We start from the raw sequence: 17,519 nt of genomic DNA on the forward strand, positions 1-17,519 counted from the left end.
GTCAGGACTTCTTAGGTGCCGCCGTCATGGACGGCGTGCTTTGCTGGCTGAGTTTGTAGGCGGACATGTGCTTGGGCTTGTCCTTGTCCGCCTTCGGCTTCTTCTTTTCCTTTGCCGGACGCGTCTGGCCTTTCGCCATGATGACCTCCATGAGGAATCGAATGAGGAGGCAATGGTGAGCCAGTCGCACCCGTCCGGCAAGAGGCCGATATAAATTCGGCGTAAACTCCGCGTCTTCCGCGCTTATGATTTGGGCGCTGGTGCGCCTTTCATCTTGTCGTCGATGCATTTGTCGACGACGTCGGCGCGCTTATCGAGGTTCATGCTGCCGGCGCCTTTCTCCGTGCTCATCCAGCAGAGTTCTGCAGCGCGCGCATGCGTCATCGGCGGTTCGGCCTGAGCCGTGGCGGCCGGCGTGGCGCCGGGGGCGGTGGTCTCGCAGCCGGCGAGCAGCGCAGTGCCGAGGACGAGTGCAAGCGCGGTGAAGCCATGGCGGATGAAAAGGCGGGACGGCGTCATCGTTGTAATTTCCGGTCAGTCGTTATGACGAGGTTGCTCGAAGGTGGCGCGGCGGATTTATGGCATGGCCGCCGCTTGGGTGCGAATGCGAAATGCGGGTGTGATGCGCTTCCACAGCGCGTTCCTTCAAGGCGAATCTGTGACCCGCCGCTCACAAACCCGTGCGCAGGGGCGAACCACCGTGCAGGCCGCGCGTTGGCCGGATGCGGGATGGCGCAAAACATGCGGAGCACAGGATGCGCGGTACATCGGGCTTTTCCCACCGGATTTTCATCGGGGCGGCTGCGGCGGCGTTGGTACTGAGTGGCATGGCACGTGCCGACGCAGCTCCGGTGGCGGACCACGATACAGCCGTCGGCGTCGGCATGATCTGCAATACTTCCCAGCAGGCCGAGCGTTTCGTGGCGTTGCGCGCGCAAGGTTCGGCGCCCGACAAGGCGATGGCGGCAGTCAACGACGAGGCCAAGGATCCGCACGCCTGCGGTCTCGCCGCGATCGCATTCATGCGGGACGCGACACTCGATTCCAAGCCCGTCGCGGACAAGCTGGTGCAGGTCGTGCGCATCAATGTGGTGGCTGGTTTCAACGGCAGCGGCTGGCAGCCGGTGTCCGGACTTGTGCAGTACGCGGTGATGGAGGGCGAGGGCGAGACGATCTGACCGGAGGGTGCCGGAAGCAGAGATCCGGACCTTGTCCACGAGTCACCGTCCGCCCCGCCGAGGCGAGGGACCCATGGTGCCGTTTTCCGTTGGTGGCACCCACGCACGGTGCCATGGGTCCCGGCGCAGCGAAGCCGACAGCTGCGTCTTCAGCACTTCTTAACGCGAGATCCCATCCCCCCATTAACCCGCAATTGAGCGCGTCCGCAGCCGGCCAGACCGGGCGGAACCCTTTAACGCGGCGTTAGCCCGGGCTCGTCAAACTGTCGCAGACCAACGATGTTCGCCTTCCCGGGCGACGCATTGCTGGTGTCGATGGTCGCGGGTTGGGTCAACCGACTTCCAATAACTTCCAGGACGAATGCCTCGGCGCATGCACGCACCGAGTCGATAACGTGTGACATAGAGATCGGTCGGACCGGCAGATGGCATTCTCCATTTCTTTGCTCAGCCCGCGGCAGATCTCCGGGCTCACCACGACCGTCATCGCCGGTCTCACAACCACCCAGATTTCCGAACTGACGACGACGCAGGCCGCCGCGTTGACCGCGACCCAGGTCAACGCGATGGAGTCGACCGACCTCCAGTATTTGGCGAGCACGCAGGTCGCCGCGCTGTCGGCTTCGGTCATCAGCCATCTGCTTACGCTCCAGCTTCAGACTTTCCTCGACACCCAGATCGCCGCGCTGACCGCGACGCAGGTCAGCGCGCTGACCGCGACCGAAATCGGCGCGCTCTCGTCGACCGAGCTTCAGGGCCTGACGACCACGCAATTCAATGCGCTCAGCGGCCGGCAGCTCGGCGCGCTGACGACCACGGCGCTCGGCAATTTCTCGACCACGCAGATCGCCTCGCTCTCGACCGCGCAGTTGCAGGGCCTCACGGCGGCACAGCTCAACGCCGTATCCACCGACGTGCTCGGTGCCGTCGACCTGACCAAGCTGTCGAGCGTCCAGCTTCGAAGCCTGAGCACGACGACGATCGGCAACCTGTCGGAAACGCAGGTCTCGACCTTGACGTCGACGCAGGTCGGTCTTCTCAGCGCGGCGCAGATCGGCGCGCTGTCCACGACCGAAATCCAGGCGTTCACGACCACCCAGTTCGACGCGCTGACCAGCCGCCAGCTTGCCGGCCTGACGTCGACGGCCCTGACCGATTTCTCGACCACGCAGCTCGGCGCTTTCTCGACCACGCAGGTGCAAGGCCTGACCGCCGCGCAGCTCAGCGCCGTCTCGAGCGACGTTCTCGATGCGATCGACGTGACCAAGCTGTCGAGCATCCAACTGCGGGGTCTGTCGACGACCGCCGTCGGCAACCTGACGGACACCCAGGTCGGGGCATTGAGCGGCAGCCAGATCGCGTCGCTGACCGCCGTGCAGCTCGGCGTGTTGTCTTCGACCGAGCTCCAGTCCTTCTCGACCACGCAATTCAGCGCGCTGACCACGACGCAGCTTCGCGGCCTCTCCACCACGTCCGTCGGCAATTTCTCGACGACGCAGATCGCGGCGCTGTCGACGACGCAATTCCAGGGTCTGACCACGGCCCAGATCAACGCGCTGTCGAACGCCGCCTTGGATGTCCTCGACATCACCAAGGCGACCACGGCGCAGATCGCCGGCCTGACGACGACGACGTTCGGCCAATTGAGCGACACGCAGATCGCCGCGCTCAGCGCCGCGCAGGTCGGTGCACTGACGGCGGCCGAAATCGGCGCGCTGTCGTCCACGGAGATTCAGGGCTTCACCACGACGCAGGCGAGCGCGCTGACCTCGCGGCAACTCGGCGGCCTGACGAGCACGGCGCTCGGCAACTTCTCGACGACCCAGATCGCCGCGCTGACGACAACGCAGGTCCGCGGCCTGACGGCGGCGCAGCTCAACGCCGTCTCGACCGATATTCTCGGCGCCATCGATCCGACCATGCTGACCACCGGTCAGTTCGTCGGGCTTTCCACGACCACGATCGGCAATCTGACGACGACGCAGGTCGGCGCACTGGCCGGGACGCAGGTCGCGGCGCTGAGCACGGCGCAGCTCGGCGCGCTGACCTCGACCGAGATCCAGGCGTTCACAACCGCCCAGTTCGGGGCGCTGAGCAGCCGGCAACTCGGCGGGCTGACCACGACCGCGCTCGGTAATTTCTCGAGCACCCAGATCGGCGCGCTCACCATCACCCAGTTCCAGGGTCTGACGACGACGCAGATCAATTCGTTGTCGACCGACGCGCTGGACGCCGTGGATCTCACCAAGGCCGCGACGCCGCAGATTAGGGGCCTCACGACCACGACCATCGGCAACCTGACGGAAACGCAGGTGTCGTCGCTGACCGCGGTGCAGGTCGGCGTGCTCACCGCCGCGCAGCTCGGGGCGCTGTCGTCGACCGAGATCCAGGGCTTTTCGACTGCCCAGTTCAACGCGCTGACCGCCGCGCAATTGCGCGGTCTCACGACCTCGGCGGTCGGTAACTTCTCGAGCACGCAGATCGGCGCGCTCTCCACGACGCAGTTGCAGGGCCTGACGACGCAGCAGCTCAATGCGCTGTCCAGCGACCTGCTCGACGCCGTCGACGTGAGCAAGGCGACCGTGACGCAGGTTGCCGGCCTGTCGACGACATCGATCAGCACGCTGACCGACGCGCAGGTCGCGGCGCTGAACGCGAGTCAGGTCGGCGTGCTGACCGCGACGCAGCTCGGGGCGCTGTCCTCGACCGAGATCCAAGCGTTCACGACGACGCAGTTCAATGCGCTGAAGGGCAGCCAGATCGGCGGCCTCAGCACCACCGCGCTGAGCAATTTCTCGACCACGCAGATCGGTAGCCTCGCGACGACACAGGTGCAGGGGCTGACCGTGGCGCAGCTCAATGCGGTGTCGAGCGACATTCTCGATGCGCTCGACCTGAGCCGGCTGTCGGCGGGGCAGCTGACCGGCCTCAACACCACGGCGATCGGCAATCTGGCCGAAACGCAGGTCGCCGGTTTGGCCTCGACGCAGGTCGCCATCCTGACTGCCTCGCAGCTCGGCGCGCTGTCGTCGACCGAGATCCAGGCGTTCACGACGACGCAGGCCAATGCGCTGACCTCGGCGCAGATCCGCGGCCTGACCACCACTGCGATCGGCAACTTCTCGAGCACGCAGATCGGCGCGCTGTCGACCGGCCAGTTGCAGGCGATCACCACGACCCAGCTCAACTCGCTCTCGGCCGATCTGCTGGATGCGGTCGATGTCACCCGCACGACGACGACGCAGGTCGCCGGTCTGTCGACCACTGCGATCGGCCTCCTGACCGAAGCGCAGGTCGCGGCGTTCAGCTCGACGCAAGTCGGCCTCTTGAGCGCGGCGCAACTCGGCGCGCTGACCTCGACCGAAATTCAAGCCTTCACCACCACGCAGGCGAACGCGCTCAAGGCGAGCCAGATCAGCGGCCTCTCGACCACCGCGATCAACAACTTCTCGAGCACACAGGTCGGCGCTTTCGCCACCACGCAGTTGCAGGCGCTGACATCGACGCAGCTCAACGCGCTGTCGACCGATCTGCTCGATGCCATCGATCTCACCAAGGTCACCACCGGCCAGGTCGCCGGCCTGTCGACGACCGCGGTCGGCGATTTGAGCGAGGCGCAGGTCTCGTCGTTGAGTTCGACGCAGGTCGGCGTTCTGTCCGCCGCGCAACTCGGCGCGCTGACCTCGACCGAGATCCAGGCCTTCACCACGACGCAGTTCGACGCGCTGAAAGCGAGCCAGCTCGGCGGCCTGACGACCACGGCGCTCGGCAACTTCTCGAGCGACCAGATCGGCGCACTGTCGACCACGCAGTTGCAGGGCCTGACGACGACGCAGCTCAACGCGCTGTCGTCCGACTTGCTCGACGCCATCGACGTGACCAAGGCGACGGCCGGCCAGATCGCCGGCCTGTCGACGACAGCGGTCGGCCTGCTGAGCGAAACGCAGGTCGGCTCGCTGCTGACCTCGCAGATCTCGCGCCTGTCGGCGGCGCAGATCGGCGCGCTGACCTCGACCGAGATTCAGGCCTTCACCACGACGCAGGTGGGCGCCTTCACCGCGGCGCAGCTCGGCGGCCTGACGACCACGGCGCTCGCCAATTTCTCGAGCGACCAGATCTACGCCCTCAGCACCACGCAGGTGCAGGGCCTGACGACGACGCAGCTCAATGCGATCGACACCGAGCAGTTCCAGTCGATCGATGCCGCCAAGCTCTCCTGGAATCAGGTGCGCGGCCTGAGCACGACGGCCATCGGCGAACTGGACGAAGAGCAGATCGGCGATCTGACCAGCTCGCAGATCGCGCTGTTGTCGACGACGCAGATCGGCGCCATGGCGTCGACGCAGGTGCAGGCCTTCTCGACGACGCAGGTGAACGCGCTGACGGCGCGCCAGCTCGGCGGCCTGACGACCTCCGCCATCGGCCTGTTCTCGAGCGATCAGATCGCCGCGCTGACCACGGCGCAGGTGCAGGGTCTGACCGCCGACCAGCTCAACTCGTTGACGACCGACGTGCTCGACTCCGTCGACGTCACCAAGGTGACGACGACGCAGGTCGCCGGCCTGACCACGACCGCCTTCGGCGCTTTGAGCGAGGAGCAGATCGCCGCGCTGACCACGAGCCAGATCGCGAGCCTGTCGGCCGACCAGATCGGCGTCCTGTCCGAGACCGAGGTCGGCATCCTCAGCCCCGACCAGATCGGCGCGCTGACCGCGACGCAGCTCGGCGACCTGACGGCCGGCGCGCTCGACCTGTTCTCGAGCGACCAGCTCGCGTCGCTGTCGACGACGCAGCTGCAGGGCCTGACCACCGATCAGCTCAACGGCCTGTCGACGGTCAAGCTCGACGCGCTCGACCTCAGCAAGGCCTCGACCACGCAGATCGCCGGCCTGACGACGACGGCGATCGGCGCGCTCGCCGAAGCACAGGTCGCGGCGCTCACCACGGATCAAGTGGCGAACCTCACCGCCGACCAGATCGGCGCGCTGACGACGACCGAGATCGGCAATCTCACCGCCGATCAGTTCGGCGCGCTCACCGGCACGCAGTTCGGCGGCATGACGGACACGGCGCTCGGCATGTTCTCGAGCGACCAGCTCGGCGCGCTCAGCACGTCGCAGCTGCAGGGCCTGACCACCGATCAGCTCAACGGCCTGTCCACCGACATGCTCAACGCGCTCGACGTGAGCAAGGCGTCGACGACGCAGACCTCGGGCCTCACGACCACGGTCATTTCGCAACTGACCGAAGGCCAGATCGGTTCGCTCACCGCCGATCAGGTCGCGAACCTGTCGGCCGGTCAGGTCGGCGTGTTCACGACGACCGAGATCGGCAACCTGACCGCCGATCAGGCCGGCGCGCTGACCTCGACGCAGATCGCGGGCCTGACGACGACGCAATTCTCGTCGCTGTCGGCTTCCGCCGGCATCCCGTCGCTGAGCGTCGCGGCGATCGCCGGCATCAGCGTCGACGACATCAACGCGCTGACCACCGAGCAGGGCAACGCCTTCACCCAGCCGCAGATCGACGCCATGAGCAACGATCAGTTCTTCGCGCTGCTCAACGTGGTAACTGCGTAGTCGCGGCGGCGCAGGCCGGGGTGACCGGCGCCCTTCGCCTGACCAAGACCTATTGACCCGCGCGGGCCGCCTTGGCCCCATAGCCGCGGGTGGGGTCTTGGGGGGCGGGCGATGACGATCCTTCAACGGACATTGCGGACCGTTGTGCTGTGCGGCGCCGCCGGTTTGGCGACGGCCGGCGCGGCGGCAGCGGCGGTCGAAACCGAGAAGCCGGTTGCCGGCCAGCAGGTGCGTTTCGCCCAGGGCACCTGGTCCGGCGTGCCGCAGCTGCGCGACGGCAAAGTGAGCCAGTGCGTGCTCGTCTCGCTGCGCCCGCGCAACGACACGAGCGGCACGGTCGAGACGCGGCTGAGCCTCGCGATCGGCCGCGGCGCAGGCTTCGCCTTTGGCCTTGGCGACAAGGCCTTGCCCGGCGAGCGCGTGATGGACGACGAGGCCGAGATCGTTCTCGACGAGGGCGCATCGATACCGGCCGTCGGCTTCGACGTGGTGCCGGCCGCCTTCGCCTTCCATCCCGGCGACGCCGCGGCGGTGCTCGCCGGCCTCGCGACGGCCAAGACAGTGCGGCTGCGTTCGGCCGGCGCCGGCATCGACACCGGCGCGATCGCGCTTGACCTGCCGCCCGCGGCGCTCGCCTGGCTGATCGCTTGCGGCAACACGTTCGCCATCGCCATCGACCGGCCGACCGATCCGAAAGCGCCCGAACTGCCGGCGCCGCGGCCGCGTTCGCCCGAAATCGCCTCCGGCCGGCCGACGGCCGCCGGTCCCGCCGGCATCGAGGACAAACAGAAGATCAGCGGCTGGGACGCTTCCGAACTGCGCGGGCCCGACGGCAAGGTCGTCATCTGCGTCATCCGCCGCCATTACGTCACTGGCGCGGGGAAGGACGCGCGGCAATTCGGCACCTTCCTGATGGCGAGCCGCACCAAGGGCCTGATCATGATGCTGAAGGACTCGGGCCTCAAGCAGCGCGGCGGCGAGACGATCGACGCCACCTTGTCGTTCGGCGGCAAACCGTTCACCGGCTTCACCGCGCAGATGCTCAGCGCCGACGAGATCGGCATCTTCCCGCAACACGGCCTCGCGCTCGCGCGCGCGCTCGACGATGCCGAACGCTTCAGTTTCAAATCGAAGATCGGCGGCATGGAGTTTCCGGTGCAGGGCGCGGTGTCGTGGCTGCGCGCCTGCGCGCGCCGGCACGGCTTCGGCTTCGAGGCGCCGTCGCCGTAAGCGCGGCGGCGGTGTGAGCTGGATGCGATTGTCAAACAGCGCGGCGTTTTTCCCGCAGGCCGCGTCTCGACGGATGAGGCCGATGTGTCCGCCTTATCCTTCGAGACGCCACGCTGCGCGTGGCTCCTCCGGATGAGGCTTCGCAGCGCGCATAGCTTCGCCGTCCCTGTTGTTTGTCCGGGCCCGGGGTGGCCCGCCTTCCTGAAGTCCCCGCACCCAGGGGGTCCGGGGGAGTCGACCCCCGCATAAAGCAGGGGAGACGGCGCGCCGGGCGGCGCGACGGTCTTCGTCCTGTGCCGCGCTCCGTTCATCACGAAGCGCGGGCGCCCTCCGGCGCGCCGTGGCGGCGTCTTCCAACGGCGGGCCGCGCTTTCAACGGAGGCTTCATCAAGGCCGAAGCACTCGGTGTCAGCGAGCTCCTCGCAGCGGGTCGTAGTGCCCGCGGGCGGGGACCGCCGCCGCTCGGGTGCGAGGAGGCGCGTTTTTCCTCCTCGGGCGCGAGCGCCGCATCCCACCCCGTCCTCGTAACGCCTCGCGACGACGCCCCTTGGTGGGTGGGATGGAGAGGATTATGATCTTAAATGCGGAAAGGTCAATAGTCCTAATTACGAATTTGATACTAGATAGCGGGATTTTCCACCGCTTTTCTCATAAGCCATTGTAAAGGCAACATAAATTAGAAATATAACGGAAAAAGTCAGGCCGTGATCGGCCTATTCTTGCAATTAGGCGGTATCGGCGTTATTCGTGTTTCCAGGGGTGCGAATCGTCGCGCGCTTTGGTGAACCTATGTCGGGCCGTAAGACCGTATCGGATATGACGCTCGAAGAGGTGCGCGCTGAGCGCATTCGGGTGACCCGAGAATATCTCGACCTTCTTGAAGAGAAGGAAAGAGAACTTGTGAGCGCGCCCGCCCCGACGCTCCCGGCGACCGAAATTACCCCTGATGATGTGCGGCTGGTTAAATGGCCGCTCCCCGACGCCATGCCTGTCGTCTTGGCTCTGAGCGACGAACCACAGACCGCCAAGGAGATCGTGGCTACTCTGAAGCGCGCCGGCCGGGAATTTGAGAGTGACAATCCGGTGCGCGCTGTCCGCGCCGCTCTCAAAAAGGCGATGGCTACAAACCACGATGTCTACACGGCTGGATGGGCCAAATATTACCTCAGGTCGAAATCGACTCGTAAAACAAGGCAAATCGAAAAGGCGTTTGCGAAAACTAATGGTACTGGCGGCCGCTCAACCAAAGAGCACGGACAGCGTACTGCGGAAGGTATTGCGAAGCGCCGTAGCCAGGGACTCGAAAAGTGGGGACGCGATAAAAAAGCTACTCCCGAAGTAGTCGAGCGCGCCAAAGAAATGATGCGAGGCGGCATGACTTTGAGAGAGACTTGCCGCGCCTTAGGCATCGCAATTCCGACGCTTTATCAGTATGGCGTCAGGCAGCGAGAACTGAAGAAAGAAGGGCAGTTACGTCAGAAGGAATTAGCTCTGGGCGACAAGACGGACGGAGACAACGTCGTCCGATTTGCCAAGGGCTAAAAAGAAAGCGCCCGCCGATTTTTCGGAGAGCGTTTCTCAATATCCCGATTGCATTGGGGCCGTGCATGCCCGTTGCAGTCGGCAGCCGGAATAGTCCGGCACGGCTTCTCTTCGCGGAGGGGTCACAACTGCCCGGCGGTCGACACGGCGACCGTCGGGAACTGGAGGTGCAACATGCAACCCATAATAGGGTGACATGAAGAACCGTGGCACGTCGTCGTCTCACCGGCGGCGTGTCACGGCCTCTATATACTAAGTACTTGAAAAGATTACAAGAGTCGCGTGTTTGGGACACGTTTCCGTCGCAAAATCAAAGACTTCTGATTTGTGATCCGGGCTTTGAAGCGAACCCAAAACCGGAGAAAACTAAGAACGACTTGCGGACATATCGAAAGGGCTCTCCGAGACCGCTGAAAGAGATTCCAACGCAGTTTGGTGATGAACGTCGCGTCGTTAAGAAGCTACCTAAACGCGCCGCCTCTTCCGCCAGAGCAGAACCGTTTCACGCGTAAGAAAAATCAGGCTCAGTGAGATTGTCGATACGTGAGGCGCTTTATCTTCACCGCTCTTTACGGTGAGCGCCGCGCGTTGCCCGGGGGCCGCCCCATCTTTCGAGACGCATCGCCATAGTGCTTTGAGGACGCGCGTAAACGCGCTGATGGCGATGCTCCTCAGGATGAGGCGGGGAGGGGCTTTAGGCCGTGTCGGTCACGCGCGTGATCTTGGCGAGCTCTTTGCCGATCGCGCGTTCGGCCGTCTCAACGTCGAAACGGTTTTGCAGATTGAGCCAAAGCTGCGTCGAGGTGCCGAGGGCCTTGCTCAGACGCAGCGCGGTGTCGGCGGTGATGCCCGTCGTCTCGGCGGCGATGCGCGCGACGCGCGTGCGCGGCACGCCCATCGCCTTCGCCAATGCGCCCGGAGAGAGCCCGAGCGGACGCAAGAACTCCTCGCGCAGGATTTCGCCGGGGTTGAAGGAGGTTGAAATCTCAATTGTGGCGTCGTGCCATTGCTGGTTTTGTCGATGTGCTCAAAGCTTCCAGTTCCACATCGTGAGTTTTTGAAGTGCCTCTTCTAAACTGCGTAAGTGGTGGTCTTTGTCTTCTATGCCGATACCGATGATGGTCGGCATGTGGCTGACTGCCAGCGCGCGATCGCTTACGGCTCGCTGACGGGCGGCGATCACATGCCTCCCAATCATCAGCTCGATCCCATTTTTGTGGCGCTCTCGGCCGGTGGCAATCACTCTCCGCACTATTGCGAGCACCTCATTCCCGAAATCGATAGCTTCTTGCCGGGTGGGAATGCGTCCTTGATGGATTACTTGGTTTCTAAACTCCACGTTCTGGCGGGTGAGCATCGGCGGAGACTCATATGTCTCTTGGAAGAATAACAATGCATAGGCACCGAGTTGTCGCTCCGAATGTTTAGAGAGGGATTTCCAAAACTCCTCCACTTCGGAAGCGACGTGACCTGTAGCTAGCAGTGCTGCCCACACAAAGAACTCAAAAGTTCGCTCCAGACTAGAAGCGAATGAACTCACAGCCTCGCGGAAATATCCGTCAAGAATGGCGCAAGCCCCTATGTCGAATAGAAGTTCAAATTTCTGCTGTTGGAGTATAGTGTAAGATCGATGTCCTTTCGGGCATTGAACGTCATAAAGTCCGCTATCTTCGATCTGAGCTGTGGCGATAAAGCGCGCGCTCGATACGTCGATTCTCATGCATTCAGCGCAGACAAGCGGCATTCGCATGCACCGTCACCGCCGCTTCTTATTCGCCTTGAACCCGCCGTGCTGGCCCGGCCGTCCCATGGTCGAGCGGCCGCCTTCGAGTGACGGCCCGCGCTTGGCCGGCACGCTCTCGACGCCCGGGCCCATTTCATCGAGGTTCGGCTTGCGCGGTTTGGATTTTTCATCGCGCGCCGGCTTGAACTCGTGCCAGGTGGCGATGCCCATCTCGTCGAGATGCGGTTTGTGCGGGCGGGAGGTGTCTTTGCCGCTACCCCCCTCCCGGCCGCGCTTCGCGCGGCCACCCTCCCCCGCAAGGGGGGAGGGAAGAGCCTTCGCCGTGGGATTGTCGAGCACCGCCATCTCGGTCTGACGCAAACGCTTGATCTCGTCGCGCAGGCGCGCGGCGGTCTCGAAGTCGAGATCGGCGGCGGCTTCGCGCATCTTGGTTTCCATGTCGGCGACGACCGCTTCGAGATTGTGGCCGATGGTCGCCGCCTCGGCGAATTCGCCGGCCTTGCCTTCGGCGGTCGCGATCAGCACGTGATCGCGCTCGTAGACGCTGTCGAGAATGTCGGCGATGCCGCGCTTCACGCTCTCCGGCGTGATGCCGTTCTCGGCGTTGTAAGCGAGCTGCTTCTCGCGGCGACGCGTGGTCTCGTCCATGGCGCGCTGCATCGAGCCGGTGATCTGGTCGGCATAGAGGATCACCTTGCCGTCGACGTTGCGCGCGGCGCGGCCGATGGTCTGCACCAGCGACGTCTCCGAGCGCAGGAAGCCTTCCTTGTCGGCGTCGAGAATGGCGACCAGCGCGCATTCGGGAATGTCGAGGCCCTCGCGCAACAGGTTGATGCCGACCAGCGCGTCGAAGGCCCCTAAGCGCAGGTCGCGGATGATCTCGATGCGCTCGAGCGTGTCGATGTCCGAGTGCATGTAGCGCACGCGGATGCCTTGCTCGTGCAGATATTCGGTGAGGTCTTCGGCCATGCGCTTGGTGAGCACGGTGATGAGCGTGCGATAGCCCTTGCGCGACACTTCGCGCACCTCGCCGACGAGATCGTCGACCTGCAGGCGCGCGGGGCGGATCTCGACCGGCGGATCGATGAGGCCGGTCGGCCGGATGACCTGCTCGACGAACACGCCGCCGGATTCGTTGAGCTCCCAGGCGCCGGGCGTCGCCGAGACGCCGACCGTTTGCGGGCGCATCGCGTCCCATTCCTCGAAGCGCAGCGGCCGGTTGTCCATGCAGGAGGGCAGGCGGAAGCCGTATTCGGCGAGCGTCGCCTTGCGGCGGAAGTCGCCTTTGAACATGGCGCCGATCTGCGGAACGGTGACGTGGCTCTCGTCGCAGAAGACGAGGGCGTTGTCCGGCACGTATTCGAACAGCGTCGGCGGCGGCTCGCCCGGCCGGCGGCCGGTGAGATAACGCGAATAGTTCTCGATGCCGGCGCAGGAGCCGGTGGCTTCCATCATTTCGAGGTCGAAGCGCGTGCGCTGTTCGAGCCGTTGCGCTTCGAGCAGGCGGCCGGCGGCGTTGAGCTGGTCGAGCCGCATGCGCAGCTCGGCCTTGATCGAGTCCATCGCCTGGATCAGCGTCGGGCGCGGCGTGACGTAGTGCGAGTTGGCGTAGATCTTCACGAACGCCAACTCGTCGGTCTTCTGCCCGGTGAGCGGGTCCATCTCCTCGATCTTCTCGATCTCGTCGCCGAACAGATGGATGCGCCAGGCGCGGTCTTCATAGTGCGCCGGGAACAGGTCGATGGTGTCGCCGCGCACGCGGAAGGTGCCGCGGGAGAAGTCGTGCTGCACGCGCTTGTATTGCAGGGCGACGAGATCGGCGATCAGCTGGCGCTGGCTGATCTGCCCGCCCTGCTTCAACGTAAATGTCATCGCCGAATAGGTCTCGACCGAGCCGATACCGTAGATGCACGACACCGAGGCGACGATGATGACGTCGTCGCGTTCCAAGAGCGCGCGCGTCGCGGCGTGGCGCATGCGGTCGATCTGCTCGTTGATCGACGATTCTTTCTCGATATAGGTGTCGGTGCGCGGAACGTAGGCTTCCGGCTGGTAGTAGTCGTAATACGAGACGAAGTACTCGACGGCGTTGTCGGGGAAGAACGACTTGAACTCGCCGTAGAGCTGCGCGGCCAAAGTCTTGTTCGGCGCCAGGATGAGCGCGGGGCGCTGCGTCTGCTCGATCACCTTGGCCATGGTGAAGGTCTTGCCCGAGCCGGTGACGCCGAGCAGCACCTGCGTGCGGTCGTGGCGCTTCACGCCCTCGACCAGTTCCTTGATCGCTTGCGGCTGGTCGCCCTTGGGCTCGAAGTCCGACTTGATCTTGAGCGGGATGCCGCCTTCGGACTTCTCCGGCCGCGGCGGGCGGTGCGGCGTCCAGGCGGCCTCCGCCGTGGCGAATTCCGGCCGGCCCTCGCGCAGCAGGCGTTCCAGGGATTGCGCGGTCGCCTCGACGCCCATCGACGACAGGCCGTGGCCCGGCTTCGGCAGGTCGGCGCGCGGCAGCCGATATTTCAGTTCATCGCTGAGGCCGAGTTCCTGCGCCAGCGCCGGATCGAGCCCGGTGATCGGCGAGCCGGTGTAGTCGGCCTGCGACGCTTCGTCGAAGCCCTTGGTCGATTTCCGCGCCAGATGTTCCGCGGCGTTGCCGGTGCGGCGGTCCCACGAATTGTCCGCCGGCGGCTGGATATTGGTGCCGGAGCCGAGGCCCGCGGTGCCACGCGCGATGCCCGGGTTGAGCAGCGCCGCGAGATCGTCCGGCGTCGCCGGCTCCTCGGGCCGCGCCGCCTTGGAGCGCGTGGGTTTCGCGGGGTCTTTGGACTTTTTGGGCTTCGATGTGTCGGGGGACTTCGCCATGGCCGGAATATGGGGCGAGTCCTTGGCCAAAGAAAGAAGCGCCGGGGATTTCATCCGCCCCAGAGAGCGCCACGGGCGACGCCGATTGACCGTGTGGCGGTCGGATGTTTGTCTTGGCTGCGGCGCCGTCTGTCGCAGTCATCGATTCCGCGCCAGGAGGTTGCCTTCGTGACATCGCGCCTGTTTTCGCGTCGCAGCCTGACGCTGTCGGCGATGGCTGCCGCTGCCGCCACCGCCGCTCTGCCGCGCGGCGCGCGCGCCGCCTTCCCGAACCGGCCGCTGCGCATTCTCGTCGGCTTCGCCGCCGGCGGCACCGTCGACTCGGTGGCGCGCGTGCTCGCGAACGGCATGAGCCCGATCCTCGGCCAGCAGGTGATCATCGAGAACAAGCCGGGCGGCAGCGGCAGCATCGCCGCCAATGCGGCGATCGGCGCCGAGCCGGACGGGCACACGCTGTTGTTCGGCATCTTCTCGCTGGCGGTCGCGCCCGCGCTGACCAAGCTGAGCTACGACACGACGCGCGATCTCACGGCGGTGTCGCAGGTCGCGAGCGTACCGCTGTTCATGCTCACCGCCGCCAACGCGCCGTACCGCAGCGTCGCCGATCTCGTTGCCGCCGCCAAAGCCGCGCCCGACACGATCACCTATGCGTCGGGTGGCGTCGGCTCTTCGGCGCATATGGCGGCCGAACTGTTCACGCGGCGCGCCGGCATCCGCCTCATTCACGTGCCGTTCCGAGGCAGCGCGCCTGCGCTGCAGGCGCTGATCGCCGGGCAGGTGCAGATGCTCTGGGATACGCCGACGCCGGCCATGCGCGATTTCATCACGCAGGGCAAATTGCGGGCGCTCGCCGTGATGACGCAAGCGCGCCTGCCGGCTTACGCGGATATCCCGGCGATCGGCGAGGTCGGCCTCGGCAACGATCTCGAGGTGCAGGCGTGGCAGGGCGTGCTGGTGCGCGCCGGCACGCCGCCGCCGATCGTTGCGACGCTCAACCGCGCCGTTGTCGACGCGATGTCGCAGCCGGAGACGCGTCAGCGCGTCGCCGCGGTCGGCGTCGAACCGATGGCGACCAGCGCGGCGGCCTTCGACTCCTTCTTCAAGTCGGAGGTCGCGCGCTGGACCGCGGTGGCGCGGCAAGCAGGCATCAGCACGCAATAAGCGCGCTCAGGTCTTCGCCGCCGGGAACGGCTCCACATAGGCGTTGCCGTCGCGTCCGACATAGACGGCTTTGCGGCCGCCGAAGAAGACCTCGTAGCTCGCGCAGCCGGCCGCCATGATCCGGCGCAGGAATTCGGCGTAGCCGATTTCCCGGCGCTGGATCGCCTTCACGGTCTCGGCGACGCCACCGGCATCGAAGGTCGCGGCGATCGCCGGCGCATCGGCAAGCGGCACGCGCTCGTCGAAGGATTCACTGCCGCCGTCGTAATAGGTGTTACGCAGCGCCATGAGATCGGTGCGATAGCTGACGACGCCCGCGCCGGCGAGCTTCTGCACCACCAGCGGGAAGGGCGTGTCGGCAAAGCTCGCGGTCATGCATTCGGCGATCGTGGCGGTGTTCATGGGGTTGCTCCTCACACGGTGGGGTTACTGTCGTCCAAAGCCTGAATCAGCCGCCGCAGACCGCGATGCAGGGCGCCGACATGCGTGCCGGCGAGCTGGCGCGCGATCTGCGCATGACTCTGGCTGGCGGCCTTGTTGATTTTGGCCAGCGCCTCCTGGCCGCGGGCATTGAGCACGAGGAAGGGCGAACTGCGGTGATCGGGATTGGTCTCGAAGCTGGCCCAGTTCTCCTTCACCAGCAGATCTGCGATGCGCTGCACGTTCTGGCGCGACACGCCAAGGCGTCGCGCGATCTGCGGCACGGTACGCGGATCGACGGAGGCCGCGCTCATGACCTGCCAACGCGCCTGGGTCTGGCCGACGGTCGCGGCGATCGCCTCGCCACCGTCGCGAAAACGACCGGCCAGCTCGTAGATGTCCGCCACGATCAGCGGCAAGAGGGATTTGGCGTCGGCATTCATGGTATTAGGATGTCAGAATGACAAGTAATTGTCAATATCGACGGCGGCCGGCGCGGGGGTGAGAACCCCGTGAAAAGGCGCGTGCGTGGAGCGTTGTCGTTTCTTGCCGCGGATGGACCGTGCTCGGGCCCCTTACGCCGCCTTCTTCCACAATTGCCGCGACGCCATCGCCGCGCCTTCGGCGAGCGAGGCCATTTTCATCCAGACGATCTTGGTGTCGACCTGCACGCGGCCGGCAAAGGTGCCGAAGCCGCAGTCGACGCCGGCGATGACGTTCTCGCGGCCGACCACGCTGGCGAAGTTCAGGATGCGGTCGCAGACCACTTCCGGATGCTCGATGGTGTTGACGGTGGAGTCGATCACGCCCGGGATGATGGTCTTGCCGGCGGGCAGCTTGACGTCGCGCCAGATCTTCCATTCGTGCTCGTGCCGCGCATTGGCGGCGGGGAAGGAGACGGCGGCCGGACGGCCGGTGAGCACGATGTCGACGATGTCCTTCAACGGCACGTCGGTGTGGCGCGGCGCCATGGTCGAGCCCCAGCACACATGCATGCGCATGCGTTCCGGCGGCAGATCGCGCACCGCTTCGTTCAGCGCGGCGACGTTGGTGGCGATGATCTTGCGGTACTCGGCGAGCGGCAGATCGAGATAGACCATGTGCCGCAGCATCGCGAGGTCCGGGCAATCGAGCTGCAGGATGAAGCCGGCGTCGACGATCGCCTTGTATTCCTGCCGCATCACGCCGGCGAGCGCGAAGATGTAGTCCTCGTCGTTCTTGTAGAAGTTGTTCTTGAGATAGCGCGCGATCTGGCCGGGCGAGGGCGAGGTCATGAAGATGTCGGCGGCCTTGACGCCTTCCATCGCGCGCTTGGCGAGATCGATGTCGGCCTGGGCGGCGGCGAAATCCTTCCAGCCGACGGGACCCGAACAGGCGGGACGGTGCTGGAAGGGCGAGGCGAACTGCTTGAGGATTTCGGCCAGCTCGGGAAACTCCGGCTCGCCGGTGCCCATCGGCGGCGCGCTCTCGCCTTCGAAGCCGGTCAGGCGGTCGAGCACATGCACCGTATAATCGGTGCGGCCCTGCTCGCCGTCATTGACGATGTCGATGCCGCATTCGATCTGTTTGGCGATGACGAGCTTCACCGCCTTGTCGACCGCCGCGGCGAGGGCGGCCTTGTGTTGCCCCGGCTCGCGCTGCTCGGCGATCAGCAGGTCGACCACCTCCTTGGTGCGTGGCAGGCTGCCGGTGTGCGTGGTGAGAATGCGGTCGACGCTGCGTTGCATGGCTTCAGCCTTTCATAACCTGCTATTCCGGTATGGGCCTCTCCGCTGTCATGCGCGGGCTTGACCCGCGCATCCATGATGC

Annotated in this window: 13 protein-coding genes; 5 read left to right on the forward strand and 8 right to left on the reverse strand. The window is 65.2% G+C overall.

Annotated elements, in window-relative coordinates; all coding sequences use genetic code 11:
- Position 1: 1 nt before the first annotated feature.
- Positions 2–139, reverse strand: a complete 138-nt coding sequence (locus DW352_RS27110; protein WP_170153530.1) for a hypothetical protein — start codon at positions 137–139, stop codon at positions 2–4.
- A gap of 104 nt (positions 140–243) precedes the next feature.
- The gene (locus tag DW352_RS23820; protein ID WP_115693658.1) at positions 244–519 is read right to left on the reverse strand and encodes a hypothetical protein; all 276 of its coding nucleotides are present in this window, start codon (positions 517–519) and stop codon (positions 244–246) included.
- Positions 520–755: 236 nt separating this feature from the next.
- Between DW352_RS23820 and DW352_RS23825 the strand changes: the two genes are divergently transcribed.
- The 4 genes from DW352_RS23825 to DW352_RS23840 all read left to right on the forward strand — a co-directional run bounded on the left by DW352_RS23825 (position 756) and on the right by DW352_RS23840 (position 9,529).
- Entirely contained in the window at positions 756–1,178 is a 423-nt protein-coding gene (locus DW352_RS23825; protein WP_162827168.1) for a hypothetical protein, read from the forward strand.
- A gap of 425 nt (positions 1,179–1,603) precedes the next feature.
- Positions 1,604–6,757, forward strand: coding sequence for a beta strand repeat-containing protein (locus DW352_RS23830; RefSeq protein WP_115693660.1), 5,154 nt, complete (start codon positions 1,604–1,606; stop codon positions 6,755–6,757).
- Positions 6,758–6,868: 111 nt separating this feature from the next.
- Complete coding sequence (locus DW352_RS23835) at positions 6,869–7,987, forward strand: hypothetical protein (protein ID WP_162827169.1); 1,119 nt, start codon at positions 6,869–6,871, stop codon at positions 7,985–7,987.
- A 789-nt stretch (positions 7,988–8,776) separates the two neighbouring features.
- Complete coding sequence (locus tag DW352_RS23840) at positions 8,777–9,529, forward strand: helix-turn-helix domain-containing protein (RefSeq protein WP_115693662.1); 753 nt, start codon at positions 8,777–8,779, stop codon at positions 9,527–9,529.
- A gap of 694 nt (positions 9,530–10,223) precedes the next feature.
- Here the strand turns inward: DW352_RS23840 and DW352_RS23845 are convergent.
- The 3 genes from DW352_RS23845 to uvrB all read right to left on the reverse strand — a co-directional run bounded on the left by DW352_RS23845 (position 10,224) and on the right by uvrB (position 14,129).
- Complete coding sequence (locus DW352_RS23845; protein WP_425374620.1) at positions 10,224–10,469, reverse strand: HigA family addiction module antitoxin; 246 nt, start codon at positions 10,467–10,469, stop codon at positions 10,224–10,226.
- 87 nt (positions 10,470–10,556) lie between these two features.
- Positions 10,557–11,249, reverse strand: a complete 693-nt coding sequence (locus tag DW352_RS23850; RefSeq protein WP_115693664.1) for a hypothetical protein — start codon at positions 11,247–11,249, stop codon at positions 10,557–10,559.
- Between the two features lie 36 nt (positions 11,250–11,285).
- On the reverse strand, positions 11,286–14,129 hold the full coding sequence (gene uvrB, locus DW352_RS23855) for an excinuclease ABC subunit UvrB (RefSeq protein WP_115694581.1): 2,844 nt from the start codon (positions 14,127–14,129) through the stop codon (positions 11,286–11,288).
- A 168-nt stretch (positions 14,130–14,297) separates the two neighbouring features.
- Between uvrB and DW352_RS23860 the strand changes: the two genes are divergently transcribed.
- A complete protein-coding gene (locus DW352_RS23860) occupies positions 14,298–15,290 on the forward strand; it encodes a tripartite tricarboxylate transporter substrate-binding protein (RefSeq protein WP_162827170.1) in 993 nt (330 codons plus the stop codon).
- A gap of 6 nt (positions 15,291–15,296) precedes the next feature.
- Here the strand turns inward: DW352_RS23860 and DW352_RS23865 are convergent, their stop codons facing one another.
- The 3 genes from DW352_RS23865 to DW352_RS23875 all read right to left on the reverse strand — a co-directional run bounded on the left by DW352_RS23865 (position 15,297) and on the right by DW352_RS23875 (position 17,437).
- Positions 15,297–15,692: a DUF1398 domain-containing protein gene (locus DW352_RS23865; protein WP_115693666.1), complete on the reverse strand. Its 396-nt coding sequence runs from the start codon at positions 15,690–15,692 to the stop codon at positions 15,297–15,299.
- A gap of 11 nt (positions 15,693–15,703) precedes the next feature.
- Positions 15,704–16,153, reverse strand: coding sequence for a MarR family winged helix-turn-helix transcriptional regulator (locus DW352_RS23870; protein WP_210209888.1), 450 nt, complete (start codon positions 16,151–16,153; stop codon positions 15,704–15,706).
- A gap of 132 nt (positions 16,154–16,285) precedes the next feature.
- Positions 16,286–17,437 carry a cobalamin-independent methionine synthase II family protein gene (locus DW352_RS23875; RefSeq protein ID WP_115693667.1) on the reverse strand — a complete coding sequence of 384 codons (1,152 nt, stop codon included), beginning with the start codon at positions 17,435–17,437 and terminating at the stop codon, positions 16,286–16,288.
- Positions 17,438–17,519 lie beyond the last annotated feature (82 nt).

This window comes from Pseudolabrys taiwanensis, from assembly GCF_003367395.1.
Taxonomy (GTDB): Bacteria; Pseudomonadota; Alphaproteobacteria; order Rhizobiales; family Xanthobacteraceae; genus Pseudolabrys; species Pseudolabrys taiwanensis.

Coding starts and splice junctions, on each gene's coding strand:
- DW352_RS27110 (WP_170153530.1), bottom strand. CDS start 139: ATGGCGAAAGGCCAGACGCGTCCGGCAAAGGAAAAGAAGAAGCCGAAG.
- DW352_RS23820 (WP_115693658.1), bottom strand. CDS start 519: ATGACGCCGTCCCGCCTTTTCATCCGCCATGGCTTCACCGCGCTTGCA.
- DW352_RS23825 (WP_162827168.1), top strand. CDS start 756: ATGCGCGGTACATCGGGCTTTTCCCACCGGATTTTCATCGGGGCGGCT.
- DW352_RS23830 (WP_115693660.1), top strand. CDS start 1,604: ATGGCATTCTCCATTTCTTTGCTCAGCCCGCGGCAGATCTCCGGGCTC.
- DW352_RS23835 (WP_162827169.1), top strand. CDS start 6,869: ATGACGATCCTTCAACGGACATTGCGGACCGTTGTGCTGTGCGGCGCC.
- DW352_RS23840 (WP_115693662.1), top strand. CDS start 8,777: ATGTCGGGCCGTAAGACCGTATCGGATATGACGCTCGAAGAGGTGCGC.
- DW352_RS23850 (WP_115693664.1), bottom strand. CDS start 11,249: ATGAGAATCGACGTATCGAGCGCGCGCTTTATCGCCACAGCTCAGATC.
- uvrB (WP_115694581.1), bottom strand. CDS start 14,129: ATGGCGAAGTCCCCCGACACATCGAAGCCCAAAAAGTCCAAAGACCCC.
- DW352_RS23865 (WP_115693666.1), bottom strand. CDS start 15,692: ATGAACACCGCCACGATCGCCGAATGCATGACCGCGAGCTTTGCCGAC.
- DW352_RS23870 (WP_210209888.1), bottom strand. CDS start 16,153: ATGAATGCCGACGCCAAATCCCTCTTGCCGCTGATCGTGGCGGACATC.
- DW352_RS23875 (WP_115693667.1), bottom strand. CDS start 17,437: ATGCAACGCAGCGTCGACCGCATTCTCACCACGCACACCGGCAGCCTG.